The organism is Runella sp. MFBS21, assembly GCF_029433105.1.
Classification (GTDB): Bacteria; Bacteroidota; Bacteroidia; order Cytophagales; family Spirosomataceae; genus Runella.
Genome location: NZ_JARNTW010000019.1, coordinates 99,136 through 120,530, shown reverse-complemented (window position 1 = coordinate 120,530; position 21,395 = coordinate 99,136). Strand labels below are relative to the sequence as shown.

At 42.0% G+C, this 21,395-nt stretch carries 17 protein-coding genes; 13 read left to right on the top strand and 4 right to left on the bottom strand.

Features of this window, described 5'->3' with window-relative positions:
* Nucleotides 1-46 precede the first annotated feature (46 nt).
* The 4 genes from P1X15_RS25725 (at nucleotide 47) to P1X15_RS25710 (ending at nucleotide 4,602) form a co-directional block, all read left to right on the top strand.
* The gene (locus P1X15_RS25725; RefSeq protein WP_277341011.1) at nucleotides 47-2,188 is read left to right on the top strand and encodes a DAPG hydrolase family protein; all 2,142 of its coding nucleotides are present in this window, start codon (nucleotides 47-49) and stop codon (nucleotides 2,186-2,188) included.
* 12 nt (nucleotides 2,189-2,200) lie between these two features.
* Nucleotides 2,201-2,536, top strand: a complete 336-nt coding sequence (locus P1X15_RS25720; protein ID WP_277341010.1) for a DUF2147 domain-containing protein — start codon at nucleotides 2,201-2,203, stop codon at nucleotides 2,534-2,536.
* A gap of 120 nt (nucleotides 2,537-2,656) precedes the next feature.
* Nucleotides 2,657-3,337 carry an endonuclease III gene (nth, locus tag P1X15_RS25715; protein ID WP_277341009.1) on the top strand — a complete coding sequence of 227 codons (681 nt, stop codon included), beginning with the start codon at nucleotides 2,657-2,659 and terminating at the stop codon, nucleotides 3,335-3,337.
* A gap of 179 nt (nucleotides 3,338-3,516) precedes the next feature.
* Nucleotides 3,517-4,602, top strand: coding sequence for an aminotransferase class V-fold PLP-dependent enzyme (locus P1X15_RS25710; RefSeq protein ID WP_277341008.1), 1,086 nt, complete (start codon nucleotides 3,517-3,519; stop codon nucleotides 4,600-4,602).
* 151 nt (nucleotides 4,603-4,753) lie between these two features.
* Here P1X15_RS25710 and P1X15_RS25705 read toward each other — a convergent pair whose 3' ends face one another.
* The 3 genes from P1X15_RS25705 to P1X15_RS25695 are packed head-to-tail and all read right to left on the bottom strand — an operon-like array spanning nucleotide 4,754 to nucleotide 6,907.
* The gene (locus tag P1X15_RS25705; RefSeq protein WP_277341007.1) at nucleotides 4,754-5,263 is read right to left on the bottom strand and encodes a cupin domain-containing protein; all 510 of its coding nucleotides are present in this window, start codon (nucleotides 5,261-5,263) and stop codon (nucleotides 4,754-4,756) included.
* 2 nt (nucleotides 5,264-5,265) lie between these two features.
* Nucleotides 5,266-6,030 carry a type I methionyl aminopeptidase gene (map, locus tag P1X15_RS25700; protein ID WP_277341006.1) on the bottom strand — a complete coding sequence of 255 codons (765 nt, stop codon included), beginning with the start codon at nucleotides 6,028-6,030 and terminating at the stop codon, nucleotides 5,266-5,268.
* Nucleotides 6,031-6,073: 43 nt separating this feature from the next.
* On the bottom strand, nucleotides 6,074-6,907 hold the full coding sequence (locus P1X15_RS25695) for an aminotransferase class IV (RefSeq protein ID WP_277341005.1): 834 nt from the start codon (nucleotides 6,905-6,907) through the stop codon (nucleotides 6,074-6,076).
* Nucleotides 6,908-7,048: 141 nt separating this feature from the next.
* Between P1X15_RS25695 and P1X15_RS25690 the strand changes: the two genes are divergently transcribed.
* From P1X15_RS25690 to P1X15_RS25670, 5 genes are all read left to right on the top strand, one after another.
* Nucleotides 7,049-9,922 (top strand): outer membrane beta-barrel family protein, encoded by a 2,874-nt coding sequence (locus tag P1X15_RS25690; RefSeq protein ID WP_277341004.1) that lies wholly within the window; start codon nucleotides 7,049-7,051, stop codon nucleotides 9,920-9,922.
* A 36-nt stretch (nucleotides 9,923-9,958) separates the two neighbouring features.
* The gene (locus P1X15_RS25685; RefSeq protein WP_277341003.1) at nucleotides 9,959-10,696 is read left to right on the top strand and encodes a GLPGLI family protein; all 738 of its coding nucleotides are present in this window, start codon (nucleotides 9,959-9,961) and stop codon (nucleotides 10,694-10,696) included.
* A gap of 1 nt (nucleotide 10,697) precedes the next feature.
* Nucleotides 10,698-12,488: a cell wall metabolism sensor histidine kinase WalK gene (locus P1X15_RS25680; protein WP_277341002.1), complete on the top strand. Its 1,791-nt coding sequence runs from the start codon at nucleotides 10,698-10,700 to the stop codon at nucleotides 12,486-12,488.
* Nucleotides 12,489-12,494: 6 nt separating this feature from the next.
* Nucleotides 12,495-13,175 (top strand): response regulator transcription factor, encoded by a 681-nt coding sequence (locus tag P1X15_RS25675; RefSeq protein WP_277341001.1) that lies wholly within the window; start codon nucleotides 12,495-12,497, stop codon nucleotides 13,173-13,175.
* A gap of 395 nt (nucleotides 13,176-13,570) precedes the next feature.
* Nucleotides 13,571-15,388 carry a glycogen synthase gene (locus P1X15_RS25670; protein ID WP_277341000.1) on the top strand — a complete coding sequence of 606 codons (1,818 nt, stop codon included), beginning with the start codon at nucleotides 13,571-13,573 and terminating at the stop codon, nucleotides 15,386-15,388.
* A 54-nt stretch (nucleotides 15,389-15,442) separates the two neighbouring features.
* Here P1X15_RS25670 and P1X15_RS25665 read toward each other — a convergent pair whose 3' ends face one another.
* Nucleotides 15,443-16,516 carry an MBL fold metallo-hydrolase gene (locus tag P1X15_RS25665; RefSeq protein ID WP_277340999.1) on the bottom strand — a complete coding sequence of 358 codons (1,074 nt, stop codon included), beginning with the start codon at nucleotides 16,514-16,516 and terminating at the stop codon, nucleotides 15,443-15,445.
* A 137-nt stretch (nucleotides 16,517-16,653) separates the two neighbouring features.
* Between P1X15_RS25665 and P1X15_RS25660 the strand changes: the two genes are divergently transcribed.
* The 4 genes from P1X15_RS25660 (at nucleotide 16,654) to P1X15_RS25645 (ending at nucleotide 21,356) form a co-directional block, all read left to right on the top strand.
* On the top strand, nucleotides 16,654-17,835 hold the full coding sequence (locus P1X15_RS25660; protein ID WP_277340998.1) for an acyltransferase family protein: 1,182 nt from the start codon (nucleotides 16,654-16,656) through the stop codon (nucleotides 17,833-17,835).
* Between the two features lie 69 nt (nucleotides 17,836-17,904).
* Entirely contained in the window at nucleotides 17,905-19,095 is a 1,191-nt protein-coding gene (locus P1X15_RS25655; protein WP_277340997.1) for a sulfite exporter TauE/SafE family protein, read from the top strand.
* Between the two features lie 96 nt (nucleotides 19,096-19,191).
* Nucleotides 19,192-20,382 carry a PLP-dependent aspartate aminotransferase family protein gene (locus P1X15_RS25650; protein ID WP_277340996.1) on the top strand — a complete coding sequence of 397 codons (1,191 nt, stop codon included), beginning with the start codon at nucleotides 19,192-19,194 and terminating at the stop codon, nucleotides 20,380-20,382.
* 257 nt (nucleotides 20,383-20,639) lie between these two features.
* Complete coding sequence (locus P1X15_RS25645) at nucleotides 20,640-21,356, top strand: phosphoadenylyl-sulfate reductase (RefSeq protein WP_277340995.1); 717 nt, start codon at nucleotides 20,640-20,642, stop codon at nucleotides 21,354-21,356.
* Nucleotides 21,357-21,395 lie beyond the last annotated feature (39 nt).

Genomic DNA, 21,395 nt, shown 5'->3' with positions numbered 1-21,395 from the left:
AGTTTTGTGGCAAGATTTTGGAAATAATACCTAAAAAATTCAAGAAATGGGAAAAGAATATATTGGCTATCAGACCCTTGACTATACCGAAGTACATGCCAAATACTTTCATGAGGAGATTCAAACTCTCGCCGCATCCGTACAAAATGCGCTCTCTATCTCTCCTGTGGCACCCCCTAGTTTACCCACGTTTTCGGAGGCCTGCTATCTTGAAGGAGAAGGTTATACAGGATTTGAGAATGCCTATGTCCAATATCCCGATGGCAGTATTCACGTAGCGGTGCATACCTATATGCCGGGTGTAAGTCCTGCTATGTGGGATTGGTGGTTTGGGTGGCATAGTTCGCAAGATAATCGATACAAACTATGGCATCCGAAAGCCCACGTAAGTGCTCACTGGGAAGACAACCAGCCCAATGTAGCCTATATAGGGCGCAATTCGATTATTAAAGAATACATCGGCGAAGAGCTGCTTGAAGCTGCTATCCAATTCAAATCTCCTGTTGATTTTGGCTTTTCGTTTGATGCCATCAATCATCCTGAGAAGGCGGTTTATATCTGTGCTAGGCTTGGTCATGCTTCTTTGCCTGTGGATTATGGATATTTGGTACATCAAGTGCGAGCGGTAGAAGGAGGCTGCGAAATGCGCTCGCGTTTTTGGGTAGGAGGAGCCTATGTGAGTATTCGTCGGCAAGGTTTTTTGGCGGATTTGGCAACTGAATTTATTCGTAAGTTACGTAGTTTGCCCAAAAATTTTGCGCCTGATTTATTGAGACATTGTTCGGAAGAAATGAATCATCTCGCGGCTTTTCTTCCTCAACTTTATAAGGAATTTGGTACTCAAAGCCCTAGTTTACAGTTGTCAGGAACGTTAACCCAGTCAACAGACCAACACTTTGATAGGCTAGTATTAGGAACGTTGTTTAACAAAACCGACCCCAAACGGCGTCCTGATGCGGTAGTGGAACCTAAGACCATCGAAGATATCATAGCGACCCTCAAATATGCCAAAGCTATTGGTAAAAAAATCACGGTATGTTCGGGAGGGCATAGTTTTAGTGCCAACCACTTGCGTGACAATAGCATTTTAATTTTGATGAAAAACTTCAATCATTACGAAATCAACCCTGATGCTATGACGGCCAAAGCAGGGCCAGGAGTAGGAGGAAGTATTTTGATGCTAGAGTTGTACAAACATAACTTGTTTTTTCCGGCGGGGCATTGCAAAGGGGTATGCATAGGAGGGTATTTATTGCAGGGAGGGTATGGTTGGAATGGGCGAAAATTGGGGATTGCATGTCAAAGTGTAATTGGCATTGATGTCATTACGGCCGAAGGCGAATTGGTACACGCCAATACTACTCAGCACTCTGATTTGTTTTGGGCGGCGCGCGGGGCGGGACCCGGTTTTTTTGGGGTGGTAATTTGTTTTCATCTCAAATTGTACCCTTTACCTCCTTATCGAGCCATTATTGCCCACGATTTTCACCTTAAACACCTAGAAGATGTGTATCGTTGGGCTTATGATGTAGGTCCTGGTATTCCGAAAGCGGTAGAGTTTCAGATGATTATGAGCCGCAATATGCTCCATGTCTTAGGCCCGGGCATTGAAGCATTGGCGCCTATTTTTGCCGATACCAAAGATGAGTTTGAAGAAGCGATGGCTTTCATGAAAAATAGTCCTATCAAACACAAGGCTATTATCGCAACCCCTGCTTTCGATCCGGGTATAGACGCGTTATACAAGACAGCTATGACTCATTATCCAGAGGATAGACATTGGGGCGTAGACAATATGTGGACTCATGCCTCTATCGAAGACCTCCTGCCATTTGTCAGAGAAATCGCTGATTCGCTTCCGCCCGCTCCTTCCCATTTTTTGTGGCTCAATTGGCACCCCGGTAGCTTGGCTACTGACATGGCTTATTCCAATGAAGATAAGGTGTATTTGGCACTTTATGCCAATTGGATCAATGCCGAAGACTCTCCCCTATATGGCGATTGGGCGGCCAATATGATGCGCCGTATGGCACACTTGTCTACCGGAATTCAGCTCGCTGATGAAGGACTTCACAAACGTACAGCGCCTTTTTTATCAGAAAACCACTTGAAAAAAGTACAAGAAATCAGAGCCAAACGTGACCCTGATGGGCTTTTTTATGAATGGCATAGTTATCCTAAAATCTAAACGAATCAAAACATGAAAGTAATGGCAATCTTAGGTCTCTGGCTATGTTTAAAAGGCGGGATGATGATATATCCTCCGCACGATAATCTAGCTGGAACCTATAAAACCGAAGAGGAGGGGGTGACTATTGTGGTGACCAAAACAGCTACGGGTTTTGTAGGAGTAGACCCTCAAAAAAGAATAGTATTGAAGGATGTAAAGTTTTTGGAAGGATGCTGGAGAGGCACTGTCTATAATCCACAGAAAGATATAACGGCTCGCTGTGAAGTATATGTAGAAGGCAACAAACTGAAAATTGTGGCTTACAAAGGGCTTTTATCCAAAACTGTTTATTGGGTAAAAATATAAACGAGCGGTTTTGCGATTGGGGGGCATATAAAGAAGGCGGAGTAAATAAATTCGTTTTGCTCCGCTGCTTGCTTTTGCTTGAAAGAAAGTATCTTTGATACCTAAAAAGTATTGACTTCCATGCAGAAAAAAGAACGTTACCGTCGCCTGATTGAACATTTCTCCCAAAAATTTCCCGAAGCTGAAACAGAACTTCATTATACCAATCCTTACGAATTGTTGGTGGCGGTGATTTTGTCGGCACAGTGTACCGATAAACGCGTTAATATGGTGACTCCTGCTCTGTTTGAGCGCTATCCCGACCCGCAGGCGCTGGCCGATAGCACAGCGGAGGAGGTATTCCAGTATATACGTTCTATTTCATACCCCAACAATAAAGCCAAACACCTTGTGGGGATGGCAAGGATGCTCCTAGGGCAGTTTGGAGGGGAGGTGCCTAGTACAATAGAAGAACTTCAACAAATGCCAGGAGTAGGGCGCAAAACCGCCAATGTAATTGCGTCGGTCATCTACAATCAACCTGCTATGGCGGTAGATACGCACGTGTTTCGGGTATCTCACCGATTGGGTTTGGTATCTAAAACCGCCACAACTCCCTTAGCGGTCGAAAAAGAATTGGTGAAGTATATTCCTGATTCAGTGATTCCATTGGCGCATCATTGGCTTATTTTGCATGGCAGATATGTGTGCTTGGCGCGTAGTCCGCAATGCGATAAATGCGATTTGACTCATTTGTGCAAGTTTTTTGAAAACCTCACCAAAAAGGTCGCAGTTGTCAAAATAAGCACAAAAAGTAGTTGAGAAAAGGAGTTTTTAATAAAATCGTGCCTCAATAATGATACGATAAGCCTTTGATTTTCAAGGTTGTTAGCTATCGGTGCTCAAGATTTAACGAAAGCTTACTAGCTAAAAACTAGCTTTTTAGCTTAATTTTGCCCCCTCAAACCAAATGGCCTTATAGGTTAGGGGCAACAAATCAGATGAAACAAGTCTATTTTACGGCCGGACCGGCTGAGATGTATCCTACTTTTGAGAAACATTTGCAGGATGCCGTGGCACAACAACTCGGGTCTATTTCGCACCGTAGTCAGAAGTTCAGAGACATTTATAGGTTTACGGTAGAGCAGCTGCGTACTTTGATGAATATCCACGAATCGCACGCTATTTTGTTTACAGGCTCAGCGTCAGAAATCTGGGAACGAGTGGTTTTAAATTGCGTAGAGCATGAGAGCTTTCACTTGGTGAATGGGTCTTTTTCGAAGAAGTTTTTTGAATATGCTGTTTCCCTAAAAAAATACGCTCACAAACAAGAAAAGCTTTTTGGGGAAGGATTTGACTATGCCGAAGTAGAAGTACCCGAATATGCCGAGGTGATTTGTGTAACTCACAATGAAACAAGTTCGGGCGTGCAGATGCGGGAGCCTGACATTCACAAATTAAAGCGTAGCAATTCCAAAAAAATCATCGCGGTTGACATGGTGTCGTCGGCACCCTATCCTGATTTGGATTTTAGCGTAGTAGATACGGCCTTTTTCTCCGTACAAAAAGCCTTTGGTCTTCCTGCTGGTTTGGGCGTTTGGATTGTAAATGAGCGCTGCTTAGCCAAGGCCGAAAAACTCCAAAAGCACGAAGATTTGACGATTGGAGGGCATAATACACTCCCTATGTTGTGGAAAAATTTCAAAAACTTCGAAACCCCCGCTACTCCCAATGTAATAGGAATTTATTTGCTTGGAAAAATAGCCGAAGACTTGAATAACATAGGAGTGGATACAGTGCGTAAACAAACGGAAGAAAAGTATAAGCTGCTCAATAAATTTGTAGAAACAAGTCAAAACTTTACCCCTTCGGTAGTAGAAGAAAGACACCGTTCGCGCACCGTTATTGTAGCTAACACCAAACTGCCTTCGGGAGAGGTAATTGCTGAAATCAAAAAATCAAACATGATAGTAGGGAGTGGCTATGGGCCTTACAAAGATACCCAAATCCGAATTGCCAACTTCCCTGCTGTATCTTTAGAACAAGTCGAGACACTTATTCAAGTACTGAAAAAAATAGATGATTAATCTTCAGATGTGAGTCATCCTGATTTTAGATGATGCTTAAAAAACCTTCTGTTTGTGTTTGAGTAGCTACCAACTCTCAAATCTAAATGGAAGGTTTTTTATGTTTCCATCGGGTGCGTCTTATGTGTTAGTTGTTGCGTTCTTCTCAGGTTTAGTTGGTATCGTGCGTTAATAGCCTGATGATTTCGGCGTGTTGTGGATAAGTTGTTAATAACTCCTGTCGGGTAGCCATTTCGAAATCCTCAAAGTCAAAACCTGGTGCTACTGTGCAGCCCACTAAAGAATATTCGCTATCGGGGCTGGGTTTTGAACCAAACCAAGTTCCGGCAGGTACTACTGCCTGAAATACCTCTCCTTGGTCAGGGTTAGCACCTAATTTGATTGTTTCTAAAACGCCATCCGGGTGTATCACATATACAGAAAGAGGCTGCCCTGCATAAAAATGCCACATTTCATCGGCTTGAATGCGGTGAAAAGCCGAAAAATGATGGTTTTCTAATAAAAAATAAATACCAGTACTAAAACTACGATTTCCACCAAAACGAGAAGGAAGCCCAGCGTGAGAAATGCTCTCCGCCGACCGATACGTTTCTACAAAATACCCTCCTTCGGGATGAGGTTGCATCTGATACTTTTGTACCCAATAATGTGCAGATTTCATACTTAATTCCAAATCTCGTTGCTTTCTGTTAAGATAAGAGGTTTGCCATCGGTGACCATGATGGTATGCTCATGCTGCGCCACAAAACTGCCATCCGTAGTGACAAAGGTCCAGCCGTCGTTGGATTGATGAGCAAAAGACGCTTTGGTAGAAATAAAAGTCTCAATAGCCACCGTAGAGTTTTTCTTAAAACGATCAAGGTTGAGGCGGTCGTAGTAGCAAGGGATTTCTCGCGGGGCTTCGTGTAAGCTACGTCCTACGCCATGTCCCACCAAATTTTTAATTACCCGAAGACCTGATTTTTTTGCTTCGGTTTCGATGAGTTTTCCAATATCGGCGATTTTTACTCCTCCTCTGATATTGTTGATGGCCTTGCGCAAGATTTGCTTTGAAGCATCTACCAGAGAGCGGTGTTGATGAATATCTTTTCCTAATACAAAAGAGCCTCCATTGTCGGCCCAAAACCCGTCTAATTCGGCTGATACATCAATATTGACGAGGTCGCCTTCTTTCAATATCTTTTTTGGGGAAGGGATACCATGCGCTACTTCATTGTTGAGACAAATACAAGTCCATCCCGGAAACCCGTACGTAAGTTTTGGGGCAGATTTGGCTCCGAATTCTTGTAAAATACTACCGCCATATTCATCTAGCTCTTGAGCCGTCATACCGGGTTGGGCATATTCGCGCATTTTTTTGAGCGTAATTGCTACCGCTTCGCTGATTCTTTGCATACCGATAAGTTCGGAAGGGCTAGAGATTGACATAGGTTGTGGGATTTAAAATCAAATGAAAAAATGGGTGTAAGATTTAAGCTTTGACAGCTTCGTATTCAGTTACTAATTTTTCAAACTCATCGAGCAAAGCTAAAGTTCTTGGACCGGGTTTGCCATCGCCTACGATTTGCCTTCCAATCTGCACTACGGGCATTACCCATTTGGTGGTACTCGTGGTAAAAGCTTCATCAGCTTCTGCCAACTCTTCGACCAAGAGCGGACGGACTTCTACTTTAAATGTTTTTTCGGCCAATTCCAACACCACTCGTCTTGTGATACCATGCAAGATATTTTGGTCGGGTGTAATGAGTGTATCTCCTTTAAAAATAAAAAAATTGCTTCTAGTAAGCTCACTTACTTCTCCGTTTTTGTGGTATAGCAAATCTGCCGCGCCTTGCGATTTCATCTCTGAGGCAAGGCGTATCATATGCAGATAATTGGTGCTTTTGAGTTCAGGCAAATCTCTCACAAATTCAAACGGAAGCACTTTGATACCCCGTACACGCCCTTCAGGGTTGTCTTTAGGGAGATTTTCGGCAATAATAAGCAGATTGGGTTCAACCACGCTCACGCTATCGGGAGAGTAGCCGCCGGTCAGTACAAACCGATAGGCAATATCAGCTTGACCCGCGAGCGTGTACAACTCATTCAAAATATCGGCTGCTTGATTCTGATTCAGTGGAAGAGGTAACCGAAGCACTTCTGCGGAGCGCTGAAAGCGCGCCCAATACCAATTCCATTGGAAAGGAACACCATTGTAGGTTCGGAAATAATCAAACAAGCCATAACCGCGAAGCAACGCAAGGTCGTTTATTTTGACAGAAGCCTGTTCTACAGGCATAATAGAGCCGTTGAAATAACAATGCATGGTTTTAGAAAGCTAAGATGAGTAGCTACAAAGATAGGGACTTTTGGCATTAACCTTAATTAACATTGTTTCAATGACCTTTAACCTACTTCTCCAAAGCCCTGAATTAGTTTTGTGGCATCATAAAAACTCCATACAGCCATGATTTTGCAGCTTCTAACGCCGAGCAAACCACAACTAAAAACCCCGTTTGGGGGATTGAGAAAAAAATACTCTTTCTTATTTGTCCCTTGGGTATTGTTTCTGTTGTTGTTTGTTTCGGCGGGAGCATACGCTCAAAAATTCTCTATCAAAGGAGTATTAGTAGACACTACGCAGCGTCCCTTAGAAGGCGCTACTGTGATGCTGCTTGACGGGAAAGACACCTCGCTTGTGTCGTTTTCGAGGTCCCAATCCACCGGAACATTTGAGTTTAAAAATGTGCTTCACGCTTCTTACTTCTTGAAAGTGACTTACATGGGATTACAGCCCATTCTTCAATCTATCACACCTCCTTCGGGAGAGTTGTTGGAATTGGGAAAGCTCACCATGCTCCCCATACCCAAAGACCTTAAAGAAGTGGTGGTAAAAGGAGAACGCGACCCCGTGACAATTAAACAAGATACCATTGAATACAATGCCAGCTCTTTTAAGGTGCAGCCCAATGCCGCCGTCGAAGACTTATTGAAAAGATTGCCTGGCGTGGAAGTAGATCGCGACGGAACGGTACGTGCCCAAGGTCAGCAAGTGCAGCGGGTGACCGTGGATGGTAAAGAATTTTTTGGTCGAGATCCTAAAATGGCGACCAAAAATCTCCCCGCCGATGCCGTAGATAAAGTTCAGGTATTTGACCGTAAGTCAGACCAAGCCCAATTTACGGGCATTGACGACGGCCAACGCGAAAAAACAATCAACCTTTCTCTCAAAGAAGAGAAAAAGAAGGGAATCTTTGGTAATGCCACTGCGGGGGCGGGGCCTGATAGTCGCTATTCGCTCAAAGCCAATTTCAACCGATTTAGCAAAACCCGCCAAATGTCAGTGCTGGGAATGGCTAATAATATCAATCAGCAAGGATTCTCAATAAACGACTACATGAATTTTACGGGTAATGCCCAACGAATGATGACGGGAGGGGCGGTGAGATTGCAGTTCAATTCTGAAGAAGATGCGGCCATTCCGCTCAATTTTGGGGGGCGAAACAATGGCTTCGTGACTTCTGGCGGCGCAGGACTTAATTACAACAATCAGTTCAATAAAAAGACCGAACTACAAAGTAATTATTTTTATAATCAGCTAGACCAACGCATTGAGCGTGAAACCAATCGGGAGACTTTTTTGCCGTCAGGAAGTTTTAAAACAAAACAAAATACCGCCCAAAATACCCACAATGCTACGCATAGGGCCAATGTGACTGTGGACCATAAGATAGATTCGCTCAACTCCTTGAAGTGGACTAATCAGCTTAGTTATGCCAAAAACTCTTCTTATACAGGTAGTAGTAGTCGCGCTACCAATGCCAACAATATACTCGAAAATGAAGGTATGCGGCAGTCAAATACACAAGGCAACAATTGGCGCATAAACTCGGAATTGTTGTGGCGGCATAAGTTTGCCAAAAAAGGACGTACGCTATCTACCAATTTTTTATTAGGACTCGAACAAAGCGACCGCAACGGCACTTTGAATGCATTAAACAGTTTTTATAATTCAAGTGGTGAGAAAAATAGAGTAGATACTTTACGACAGACCAACACCCAAACCAACGACCGACAAACCTATGGGCTAACGGCTTCTTATACCGAACCTTTGGGAAAGCGACGCTATTTGGAGGTAAACTATGCGGTTAATTTTACTCAAAACGACGTCAATCGCCTCGTATATGATGTGAATGGCGAAGGGCGCGCACCCCGCATGAATGTCCAACTCAGTAATCAGTTTCGTAACGATTTTATCTACCAACGAGGTGGGATGAACTTCCGTCTCAATCAACCCAAATATAATTTTTCGACAGGCGTAAGTTTGCAGCGGTCGGCATTGGAAGGGGATTTGATTTTACAAAATACACATGTCAGCCGTACTTTCACCAACCTACTTCCTAACCTAAGATTTCAGTACAATTTTGCCACCAATCAAAATATTAACCTGACTTATGACACAGATGTACGTGAGCCAAGTATTCAGCAGCTATCGCCTATCGTAGACAATAGCGACCCGCTTAATATTTATACCGGAAATCCTGGTTTGCGCCCCGAATACAACCATCGACTCAATCTCAACTTTTTCCGTTTTAATCAACTCAACTTTAGTAACTTTTTTGCTTTTGTCAACCTTACTTATACTACCAACAAAATTGCTACTGCTCAGCAAGTAGACGCCAATCTCGTACGTACCTATCGGCCTATCAATGTCAAAGATGATTATAATCTCATTACCAATATTTCAAAAGGGTTTCGTATCAAAGCCATCGGTACACGAGTCAATTTTAGTACAAATCTATTGTTGAATCGGGGGATTACGCCAGTCAACGATACCGACAATCAAACTCGGCGATTAGAAAGCCGCAATACCCTACGACTCGAATACCGCTACAAAGAAGCATTTGATATATCTGCCAGTGGGTCTATGACTTTCAATCGCACCGCGTATTCGCTTAATCCTGCTCTCAATCAGTCGTTTATGAATCAAAGCTATGACGTAGAAGCCAATCTTAAATTGACAAAAACCTGGAACGTCAGTTCGGTCATGGATTACAGCATCTACAATTTTGCAGGGTCTTCTTTCAATCAAAAAGTACCTATTTGGAATGCTTCGGTCTCTAAGTTTTTCTTGAAAAACAAACGCGGCGAACTCAAGTTTTCGGTCGTAGATATGCTCAACCGCAACGTTGGAATCAGCCGTATGGCACAGGGCAATTTTGTTCAGGATGAGCGTATTCGGTCGCTTGGCCGCTACTTTTTACTAAGCTTTACCTACAGTCTCAACAATATTTTGGGAGGGATGCCCTCTGGAGGGGTGAGGGTGATTCAGAGAGGATAAGATGCAACAACAAAACCAATAACTATCAATAAATCAATGAAAAAGAAAATCTTAACTTTGCTAGTCGGAATAAGTACAGCAATATACGGCTATGGCCAACAAAATGAAGGAGTGGTGTTTTATGACCAAAAAATCAATATGCACAAACGCATGCAAGATGAGTCGATGAAAGCCATGATGCCCGAATTTCGTACCAACAAAATGCAACTTACTATACGGGCATCAGAATCATTGTTTAAAGCCGCCGACCAACAGCCCAACGAAGAAAATGAATCCTCAGATGGAAATGGGGCTACTGTAAGAATGGTATTAAGAGCTCCCCAAAACGAGACTTATCGCAATTACGAAACGCAGCGCTCCATAGAACTAAGAGAGCTAGCGGGACAGAAGTTTTTGATAGAAGACACGCTCCGTCGAATGCCTTGGAAACTCACTGGAGATACCAAAAAAATTCAGGGCTATGATTGTCTTAAAGCTACCATGACCAACAAAGCCACTAATCAGCCAATAGTGGCGTGGTTTGCGGAGGCGATTCCTGTTCCAAGTGGCCCTGTGGGCTTTGGAGGCTTACCAGGCTTGATTTTGGAAGTAGATGTCAATGACGGCGATATGATTTATAACATGACCAAAATCGATTTTAAAAAACTAAGTAATGCTGACCTGAGAACCCCCACCGGAGGTAAAAAAATAACGGAGGCAGAGTTTAATAAAAAAAGGGATGAGTTTATGAAAGAAATGGGCGGACAAGGCGGTATTAGAATCATCCGAAACTAAGATGAAGCTATACAAACCCAATACTATATCGCTTACTTTGATGGTCGCTAGCATGATTTTGCTAGCGGCTTTTCAAGCATTTTGGCTTTACAAAGAATACAGTGAACAAAAAACAATCCTTCAAAAAGAAGCAGATATTTTATTTAAGAATACTATTCAAGCCTTAGAAGATTCTTTGATTCAGAAAAAAATAAAGTTGTCTACTAAAAAGCCTTTGAAATTAAATATAGACTCCGGGGCTACAGTGGGTATATCTACTAAAGTATCGGTCAATTTTAGCTCTACTGTAGACCCTAAAAAGGGGAAGGACAAAAAAGTGGCTTTAGAGCCTTCCTCCAATGATAGTGTAGTGGTAGGGCACCTAGGGCAGTTGCTTCAACAACAGCTGCGGGATAGCTTTATTGCTTTTCAAAAAACGAGTCTCGCAAACATCGACCCCAAAAATATTGAGTCTATTAGAATCCATCGTGGCAATCCTATTGATTTTACAAGAGTTAAGTTGAAAGATACAGCTGCTGCTCCGTACCCACAAGTGGTGATAGTCCAGAGAGCTATCGAACATGATAGTGCCCAAAAACTCGTGGGTAAAGTGGCTAGGGTCATGCTGTATTTGCGAGATGCCAAAGATAGCATTCGGGGAAATGTGCGATTTTCGAAATCCGACAAACTTCAATTGTCAATCATAAACGACAGTTTAGCTTCACCACCTAGGCGGGAGGAAGAGATGCCGAAAACCAAAAGTCGTCATGTTGAAAATAATTTTGTGATTCGATTTGATGCAGATTCGCTCAAAATCCCCGAAATACAAGTCCAGTACAAAGGGCTAATCCAAAAATCCAAAATTGAAGTTCCTTTTCGGGTAGTCCGTCAAGGAAAAGCTTTGGCCGGCGATACTACTTTTTTGCCCCAAGAGCTTCTTACTTCTGAAGTGGCAAGCACTATGCCATTGGGAAGTACGTACAGGGCAGCGTTTAAAGATTATGAAGTTTTTTTGTTGAAAAAAATTGTCCCACAAGCACTTTTTTCAGTTTTCTTGTTAACGATTACCGCCCTTGCTTTTGGGGCGATTTATCGCAACTTACGACAACAGCGACGACTTACGGCACTTAAAAACGATTTTATCAGCAACGTAACTCACGAACTCAAAACTCCCATCGCCACAGTCAGTGTAGCGATTGAAGCTTTGCAAAACTTTGGCGCAGCTCAAAATCCGCAACTCACAAAAGAGTATTTGGAAATTTCTAAAAATGAACTCAATAGACTCACTTTGCTGGTAGATAAAGTATTGAAAATGGCGACTTTTGAGCAGCAAGGATTGACCCTCACCCGCGAAGAATTGGAGATGAAGGAGCTAGTGGGGCAGGTAGTGAATTCAATGAAATTACAGTTTGAAAAATGTGGAGCTACCGTACATTATCAAACCTCTGGAGAGAACTTTGTATTTTGGGGGGATAAAATTCATCTTACCAATGTAGTCTATAACTTACTCGACAACGCCATTAAGTACAGTGAAAATAAACCTCAATTGAAACTGCATCTGACGGAGAAGGATACTGAAATTAGCTTTTCGGTGAGCGATGAAGGCATAGGTATTCCAGCGGAATATCAATCAAAAATCTTTGAGAAATTTTTCAGAGTACCTACTGGCAACACCCACAATGTCAAAGGATATGGTTTAGGGTTGAGTTATGTGGCGTCGGTGGTAAAAGAGCACGCAGGAAGTATTAACTTAAAAAGTGAAGAAGGCAAAGGCAGTGTATTTGTCATCACACTCCCTCGCAAATCACTTTAAAAAACAATGGCTAAAATTCTGTACGTTGAAGACGAACCTTTTTTGGGGAAAATAGTAAAAGAAAGCCTCGAAAGTCGGGGCTTCGAGGTATGTATGGTTGCTGATGGGAGAGAAGTTATGGCGCAGTTTAGGGCGTTTGAGCCGATGGTTTGTGTATTAGATATTATGCTTCCGCATCGTGATGGCTACTCCTTGGCGCACGACATCAGACAAGTAAATCCAGCGATACCAATTATATTTTTGACTGCCAAAACCCAAACCGAAGATGTGCTAAAGGGCTTTCAGAGTGGCGGTAACGATTATATCCGAAAGCCTTTTAGCATGGAAGAACTCATCGTAAGAATACAAAATATCCTCAATCTTACGCTTCAAAAAAAGACAATGCCTACGAAAGAGGGAGTAGTGCTGGGAGCATACACCTTTTTTCCTCACAAGTACGAGCTACATCGGGCTGAAGTGATTCGTAAGCTTTCTCACCGAGAAACCGAGCTGCTATCTATTTTGGCCGAAAACCGCAATTCTACCGTTAGTCGCCGCGATATTTTGAAGCGCGTATGGGGCGATGATTCTTTCTTCAATTCCCGTAATCTGGATGTGTACATTACCCGCCTGCGCGATTATTTTCGAGAAGATACGGCTCTCGAAATAGTTACTTTAAAAGGGGTTGGGTATCTCTTCAAAGTTTAATAAATGTAGGGACTCCAAAATTCAAACGCCACAATTGGCGATAGTATCATAATTTTTCATAGTATTGGGATAGAAAAACGCTCTTATGTATAGAAGAGTTATTTTTCTACTATTAGGGATGTTTTCTATCATTAGAAACTTACCTAGTAAAGCCTTTCAAGAAAGACGTTATGAACAAAATACTTGTTTTAAAAAAGCATAATGATGTTTGCTATAGACACTTTGATGGCATTTTAATTCATTCGATAGGCGGCCTGTGTATGCTTTTGAAAAATCATTGTCATAAATCTTAATTTTAATTGGCAAAAATTAAATAAGCATTATTATTGCATTTTAAAATCTAAAAAATTGTACATTTTGAATTAAAAATTGTACATTAAAAACTTCGCTTTACCGTGGAAAAAAAAGCAAAAAAGTCCCTTTTGTTTGAAGTTGCTTGGGAAGTCTGCAACCAAGTGGGTGGAATTTATACCGTGATTCGCAGCAAGGTTCCGGCGATGGTGGATCAATGGGAGGACGACTACGTCTGTTTGGGTCCTTATTTCCCACAGCGGGCTCTTACCGAATACGAGCCTATCACTTCCGATGATGGTTCGGGGATTTATCAAACCGTCGAAAAAATGCGGGAAGCGGGCTTGGCGGTAGAATATGGCTATTGGCTCATTACAGGTAAGCCTAGAGTAGTATTGTTTGATATTCGTAGTATGATGGGGCAGCTCAATCGTATCAAATATGAGCTTTGGGAATACCACCAAATATCTACCGTAAATATCGAAGACTTAGTCAATCAGACTATTGCTTTTGGAGAGATGGTACGTATTTTCTTGACTCAATTTGCGGAAGATTATGCCCGTAAGTTTGAAATTACGGCTCATTTTCACGAATGGATGGCAAGCTCAGGATTGCCAGATTTGCGCCGCAACGACGTCAAGATTGCTACTGTATTTACGACTCATGCTACTATGCTGGGAAGATATATTGCCTCCAATGAGCGCGATTTTTATCATAAACTCCCTTATTTTGATTGGAAACATGAGGCTCGCTATTATAATATCGAAGCTCAGGCTACTATAGAGCGTTTGGCTTACTTGAGCGCGCACGTAAGTACTACCGTCAGCGATGTCACTGCTCGCGAATGTGAGGTGTTTTTGGGTAAATATCCCGATTTAGTTTTGCCCAATGGACTCAATATTCAGCGTTTTGCCGCAGTACATGAATTCCAAAACCTGCACATGAAATACAAGGAGAATATCCATAAGTTTATCATGGGGCATTTTTTTCAAAGTTATTCTTTCAACTTGGATAAAACCCTCTACTTCTTCACTTCGGGGCGTTATGAGTATGTCAACAAAGGCTATGATATTACATTGGAAGCTTTGGCGCGCCTCAATTGGAAAATGGTACAGGCTAAAATGGATATGACGGTGGTGATGTTTATTGTGACTCGCCAACCTTACCATTCTATCAATCCTGATGTGCTTCAGTCGCGAGCGGTATTGGGAGAAATCCAAGATACCTGTGAAGCTATCGAAAAACAGTTGGGTGATAAGCTATTTTTGGCCTCGGCTTCTTCTACAGATCATCATTTGCCTGATTTGAATCAGTTTGTAGATGAATATTGGCGTTTACGCCTTCGTCGAACTATCCAAACTTGGAAAACCAAACGCTTGCCTCCTTATGTTACGCACGATCTGAAATCACCTGATTCAATTACAGAATATTGTGAACAATCGGGATTGAAAAATCATGAACAAGATCGCGTCAAAATCGTGTATCACCCCGATTTTATTGCTTCTACTAATCCTCTTTTTGGATTAGACTATGGGCAGTTTGTTAGAGGATGTCATTTGGGAATATTTCCAAGTTATTATGAACCTTGGGGATATACTCCGCTTGAATGCGTGGTAAGAGGGATTCCTACGGTCACGAGCGATTTGTCGGGTTTTGGAGATTTTATCATGCAAATCATGCGTGATTACGAAAATCGTGGGATTTATGTCATTAATCGTAAAACCCAAAACTTTGACCAAGCAGCCGACCAATTGGCCAATATTCTCTTCAAGTTTGTGAGGATGAATCTTCGCGAACGTATCCAACAACGCAATAAAGTAGAAAATATGTCTGATGTATTTGATTGGAGTAACCTTCGCTCATACTATGACACCGCTCACGATTTAGCGGCTAAAAAGGCATTTAAAACCACGGTGAATTAAGCAATTTAGATAGACATTTCTACAAATGAGAGTACGAAAGTGCTCTCATTTGTTTTATATTTTGATGGATTCGCCAATATCTGCCAACACAATCAAATCTTGGTATTGAGGTTCTTTTTTTAGGTTTTTCAAAGCACGATAAGCATCACCTAAGGGTTCGTCCGACAAGTCGAAAGTACCATAATGCATAGGTACAAAACGTCGAGCGTTCATATCTTGGGCGGCTTTGAGAGCCTCGGCAGGTCCTGCATGACTTGCTGCCATAAACCACTCTGGCTTATAAGCTCCCACCCCCAATAAGGCCACATCTACTTCTTTAAAATATTTTCCAAAATCTTGATAGTGAGTGCTATATCCTGAGTCTGCTCCAAAATATATACTTTTGCCATTGGCGCGTATTAAGTAAGCTCCCCACAGGCTTTTGTTGGTGTCGTTGAAATAGCGCCTTGCCCAGTGCTGAGCAGGCAGATAAATAATCTCTATTTTTGATGTATCTGTCTGATAAGCTTGGTACCAGCCTGCGCTTTGGATTTTGGTACTTTTTGTAAAAGCAAACAATAATTTATCTAATCCCAAGCCCGTAAGATAGGTAGCATTGGGATTTTGAGAAGCCAGTATCTTGAGGCTTTTTTCGTCGCAATGATCGCGGTGATCGTGAGAAATGAGAATATAATCAAGGTTTTTTAACTCCGCTACATCCACAGGAAGCGCAGAATAGCGCTTCATAAGAGGAGAAGGACTTTCAAGTACAGGGTCAGTGATGATGTTGACACCATTGATTCGGATAAAAAAACTAGCATGACCTAGCCACATGATGCCATCATCATGAGAGTGCAAAAAATCATTGTTATGAATTACTTTTAGTCTAAAAGTATCGGCTTTCTTTTCTGCTTTTTGGGGATTGGTTTCGGTTTGCCATTTCCATAACTCTCGAAATCCAGGTAGAGGCTGTAAGTTTTCGTTTAGAAACCTACCTTCTGGATTAACAGGATTTCCTTTCCAGTCATCTCTTACAATGCGTAAGTCAGGGTTTGTACGATATTGCGCAACTTTCCATTCAAAGTTGTCATACATAAAAAAATAAAAAATAGTCCCCAAAAGTAGGAGTATAGCGAAAACAAAGAGCATATTTTTCAAAGGAAAATGGGTATAAAAGCAAGATTGGTAAGTACTATCAAAAACAGGATACTGGATTACATAGTTCGTTGGGGTATTATAAATGCTCATTAACGTACTTTTAGCGGTACTAAACCCTTTTTCATTTTATGGCTCCTACTATACCTACTCGTGTTTCGTCGGTAGATGTTTACCGTGGTTTTGTTATGTTTTTGATGATGGCCGAAGTTCTCGAATTTGGTCATGTTTCCAAAGCATTGCCTGAAAGTAGTTTTTGGGCATTTTTAGCCTATCATCAAGATCACGTTGATTGGGTAGGCTGTTCGTTACATGATTTGATTCAACCCTCTTTTTCTTTTTTGGTGGGGGTAGCCTTACCTTATTCGGTGGCTAGCCGGCTGGCCAAAGGACAATCGTTCAAGGATATGTTTGGGCATACCCTTAAGCGGTCATTGATTTTGATTTTTTTAGGAATTTTCTTGCGTTCTACGCATCGCGAGCAAACCAATTTTACTTTTGAAGATACCTTAACGCAGATAGGGCTTGGATATCCTATCTTGTTTTGGCTTGGTTTTCGTTCTTTCAAAACCCAAGTTATTGCATTGTGCACTATTTTAGTAGGATATTGGTTGGTGTTTGCTTTGTATCCACTTCCTGATGCTAATTTTGATTATGCCGCCGTAGGTGTAGCATCCGATTGGGAACACAATTTATCAGGCTTTGCAGCTCATTGGAACAAAAATACCAATGCTGCCTGGGCTTTTGACCAGTGGTTTATGAATCTCTTCCCTCGCGAAAAGCCTTTTATCCGAAATGGTGGAGGCTATTCGACGCTTAGTTTTATCCCTACGCTTGGTACCATGATTTTGGGGTTATTGGCAGGGCAGTGGCTCAAAGATGAAGAAGCTCCCCTTGAAAAAGTTAAGCGTTTTGGATTGATAGGAATTGGACTTTTAGGGACTGGACTGCTGCTCAATTGGACAGGAATATGCCCCAATGTAAAACGTATTTGGACTCCTACATGGACTATTTTTAGCGGAGGTTGGTGTTTTATTTTGTTGGCTTTTTTCTACTGGATAGTAGATATCAAAGGGTATAAGAAAGCTTTCTTTTGGCTGATGGTAATCGGTATGAATTCTATCGCTGCTTACATTATCTCGCACACAATCGTAGAATTTATCCATCATTCGTTTCAAATTCATATTTCCAAAACCTACGATCAAATCTTAGGACTTAACTACGAATCTTTGGTGAGAGGAACTGCAATACTCACTGTCGAGTGGCTGATTCTACATTGGATGTACCGAAACCGTATCTTTATAAGAATTTGACAAGTTTTTTAGCGTAATTTTTGGACTTTTTAAATATTGCCTCTACTTTTGTAATGCCACGTCACACGCGTGGCATTTAATTTAGGTCTTTATTTCTATAAAATCAATATAGTATATCTAGTTTTGGGTATAAATAAAAACATAGAAAACGATACCGTGGAGCAAGCCGCATGGGAAAGTGTACAGATAGCGTGTATTGCCACAGGTGATGCTACCGAAGACCGCCGTTTGGCAGTTTTGGCTCGTGAGCAAGGGCTCAAGGTTTTGTTGAAAGACTTACCGCAAGAGTCGGATGTTTTTTATACTACTTCAAGTCCTTCAAAGGTCGGTGCTCAACCCAAAGGGACCCTTCAGTGGGTTTTAGATAAGTTCCTAACTCCCATATTGCGCCAACGTACTCGCTCCGAAATCGCCATGAATATCTTTGCGGCTTTGGCATTGATGGTAGTGGGGCATTGGGTGTTCAGTTATTTTACGATTGAGCGTATCACCCTTATCGGACAAACACTCCAAATTACCGACGAAGTTTTTTATTTTCTTCTAGCAGGCTTTGTAGCTCAGATGATTGACGGGGCGCTAGGAATGGCCTATGGTGTGACAGCGACTACTTTCTTGCTGACCCTTGGGATTCCGCCTTCGGCAGTAAGTGCAAGTGTGCATTCGTCCGAAATCTTTACGAGTGGGGTGTCTGGCTATATGCACTTAAAGTTTGGGAATGTAAATAGCAAATTGTTTAAAATATTGCTTATCCCTGGTGTCATAGGGGCTGCTTTGGGGGCTTATGTACTTACCTCTTTAGAGCAATATGCCCATTTCATCAAACCTATCGTGGCCGTTTACACCTTGATTTTGGGGATTTTGATTATTCAAAAAGCACTACAAAAGCGTATTAAGAAAAAACCTATTAAAAAAGTAGGATTGTTGGCATTGTTTGGTGGTACTATGGACGCTATCGGCGGCGGTGGATGGGGACCCATTGTATCTTCGAGCTTGATTGCAAGCGGGCGGCATCCCAAATATACCATTGGCTCTGTCAACTTGGCTGAGTTTTTTGTGTCATTGGCTAGCTCTGTTACGTTTGTGATGTTGATAGGTCTCTCTCACTGGCAGATTATCGTTGGTTTGATTTTAGGCGGTACGATTGCGGCTCCTATTGCGGCTCATTTATCACGCCGCTTGCCCATAAAAGCTATGATGATTATGGTCGGATTAGTAGTAATTATCGTAAGTTTGCGAAATATTTTAACGGTTCTGTTGTAACCCTGTATATAAAACCCACTGCTAGCCGTAAAATTCCAAAGCAGGTATTCCCTTCTCGTTCTTGATTTTACGACTATCTCATGACTTATCTCAATTATGAAACGTCAGACTAAAGCAATACGCACCCAAACCAAAAAGACACAATACCGCGAGCATTCGACGCCTTTGTTTCTTACTTCTAGCTTTTCATTCGAATCGGCCGAGCAAGGCAAGGCACTTTTTGATGAAACAGAAGAAGGCAATATTTACAGTCGTTTTTCAAATCCTAGTGTTCAGGAGTTTGTGGATAAAGTATGTATGCTAGAAGGTGCGGAAGACGGGCTTGCTACTGCTACAGGGATGGCGGCTGTTTTTGCAAGCATGGCAGGGATTCTCAAATCGGGCGATCATATCATTGCATGTCGGGCATTGTTTGGTTCGGCGCATCAGATTATTACGCAGATTTTGACTAAATGGGGCATTACTTATACTTATTTGGACGCTGATGCATCTGAAGAAGCATGGGAAGCCGCCGTACAACCCAATAGCCGCATGATATATCTAGAAACTCCTTCTAATCCGGGGCTAGAGTTGGTCGATTTGGAAATGATTGGGCGCATTTGCAAAAAACATAACTTGATTTTTAACGTTGACAACTGCTTTGCAACGCCGATTATCCAAACCCCTGCCGATTTTGGAGCAGATTTGATTGTTCACTCAGCTACTAAATTTATGGACGGACAAGGACGTGTACTAGGAGGGGTTGTGGTCGGAAAAGCAGAATACATCGCTCCGATTCGCTTTTTCTGCCGTCATACAGGCCCGTCAATGTCGCCTTTCAATGCTTGGACTTTGAGCAAAAGCCTCGAAACGCTTGAGCTTCGCATGGAGCGTCATAGCCAAAATGCACTGCGCTTGGCCGAAGCGCTTGAAGCACTGCCCGAAGTCAAAAAGGTGAATTACCCTTATTTGCCAAGCCATGCTCAATATGAGCTTGCCAAAGCTCAAATGAATGCAGGTGGGGCGATTGTGACGATTGAACTTGAAGGTGGTTTTGAGCGAGTGAGTGCTTTTATGAAAGCCCTCAAAATCCCTACTTTATCATCCAATTTAGGAGATACGCGCACGATTATTACCAATCCTTTTACCACGACTCATTCCAAGCTTAAACCCGACGAAAAAGCTTCTTTGGGTATTACAGAAGGCCTTATTCGTATTTCGGTAGGTTTGGAAGCGGTCGAAGATTTGATAGAAGATTTTACGCAAGCAGCTGTAGTAAGCGCTGAGGCGATTGCGGCTAAAGTGTAGAAGATATATAAGCCTACAATTTCCTCACTTTCACTATCCATAAAGGCAATACGAGTCTAGGAAAAAATGATAGGTTGAGGAAATTGTATAAAACAAAACACTAACGAACCAATAAGTAGCAAAAGAATGTTAAGGCAGTACAAATCTCCTCATTGGTTGCTGGTTAGTTTTATAGTTGAAGTGGCTCGTCGTTTAAGAGACCCTTCCAACACTCTTGTTTAGAAATTAATATACAATACAAATTCGATAGAATTAAAATGCAGACAGAGGTATTTTCTCATACAGCTTCGTCGTTGCTAGCACAACTACAAGGCAAAACAGAAGTGGAATCATTGCGTTTGTTGGCAGAGATGTTTCCCGGACAAGTAGCTTTTTCGACTAGTTTGGGCTACGAAGACCAAGTAATAACAGACATGATTTTGGGGAATGCACTTGATATCCGCATTTTTACACTAGATACAGGGCGTATGTTTCCCGAAACATACATGACGTTGCAGAAAACGAATAATCGCTATGATTCAAAAATTGAAGTGCTTTTTCCGAAAAATGATGCCGTTGAGAAATTGTTGACCGAAAAAGGCCCATTGAGTTTCTATGAGTCTATTGAAAATCGCAAAGAATGTTGTTTTATCCGCAAAGTAGAACCGCTCAATCGTGCTTTGCAAGGAGTCAAAGTTTGGGTGACTGGTATCAGAGCGGAGCAATCGCCCAACCGTACAGATATGCAGGCCATTGAATGGGATGGGGGGCATGATTTGTTTAAGTTCAATCCCTTGCTGAATTGGACTTTTGAAGAAGTAAAAAATTATGTAAAATCTCACAATGTGCCCTATAACCCTCTACATGACAAAGGGTTTGTAAGTATTGGATGTGCTCCTTGTACTCGTGCCATTCGTGAAGGCGAAGATTTCAGAGCGGGGCGCTGGTGGTGGGAAGACGAGAGCAAAAAAGAATGCGGCTTACATGCGAGATAGTCAATAGAAGCCACTCTTTGTAAAAGTAAATTAGAAAAT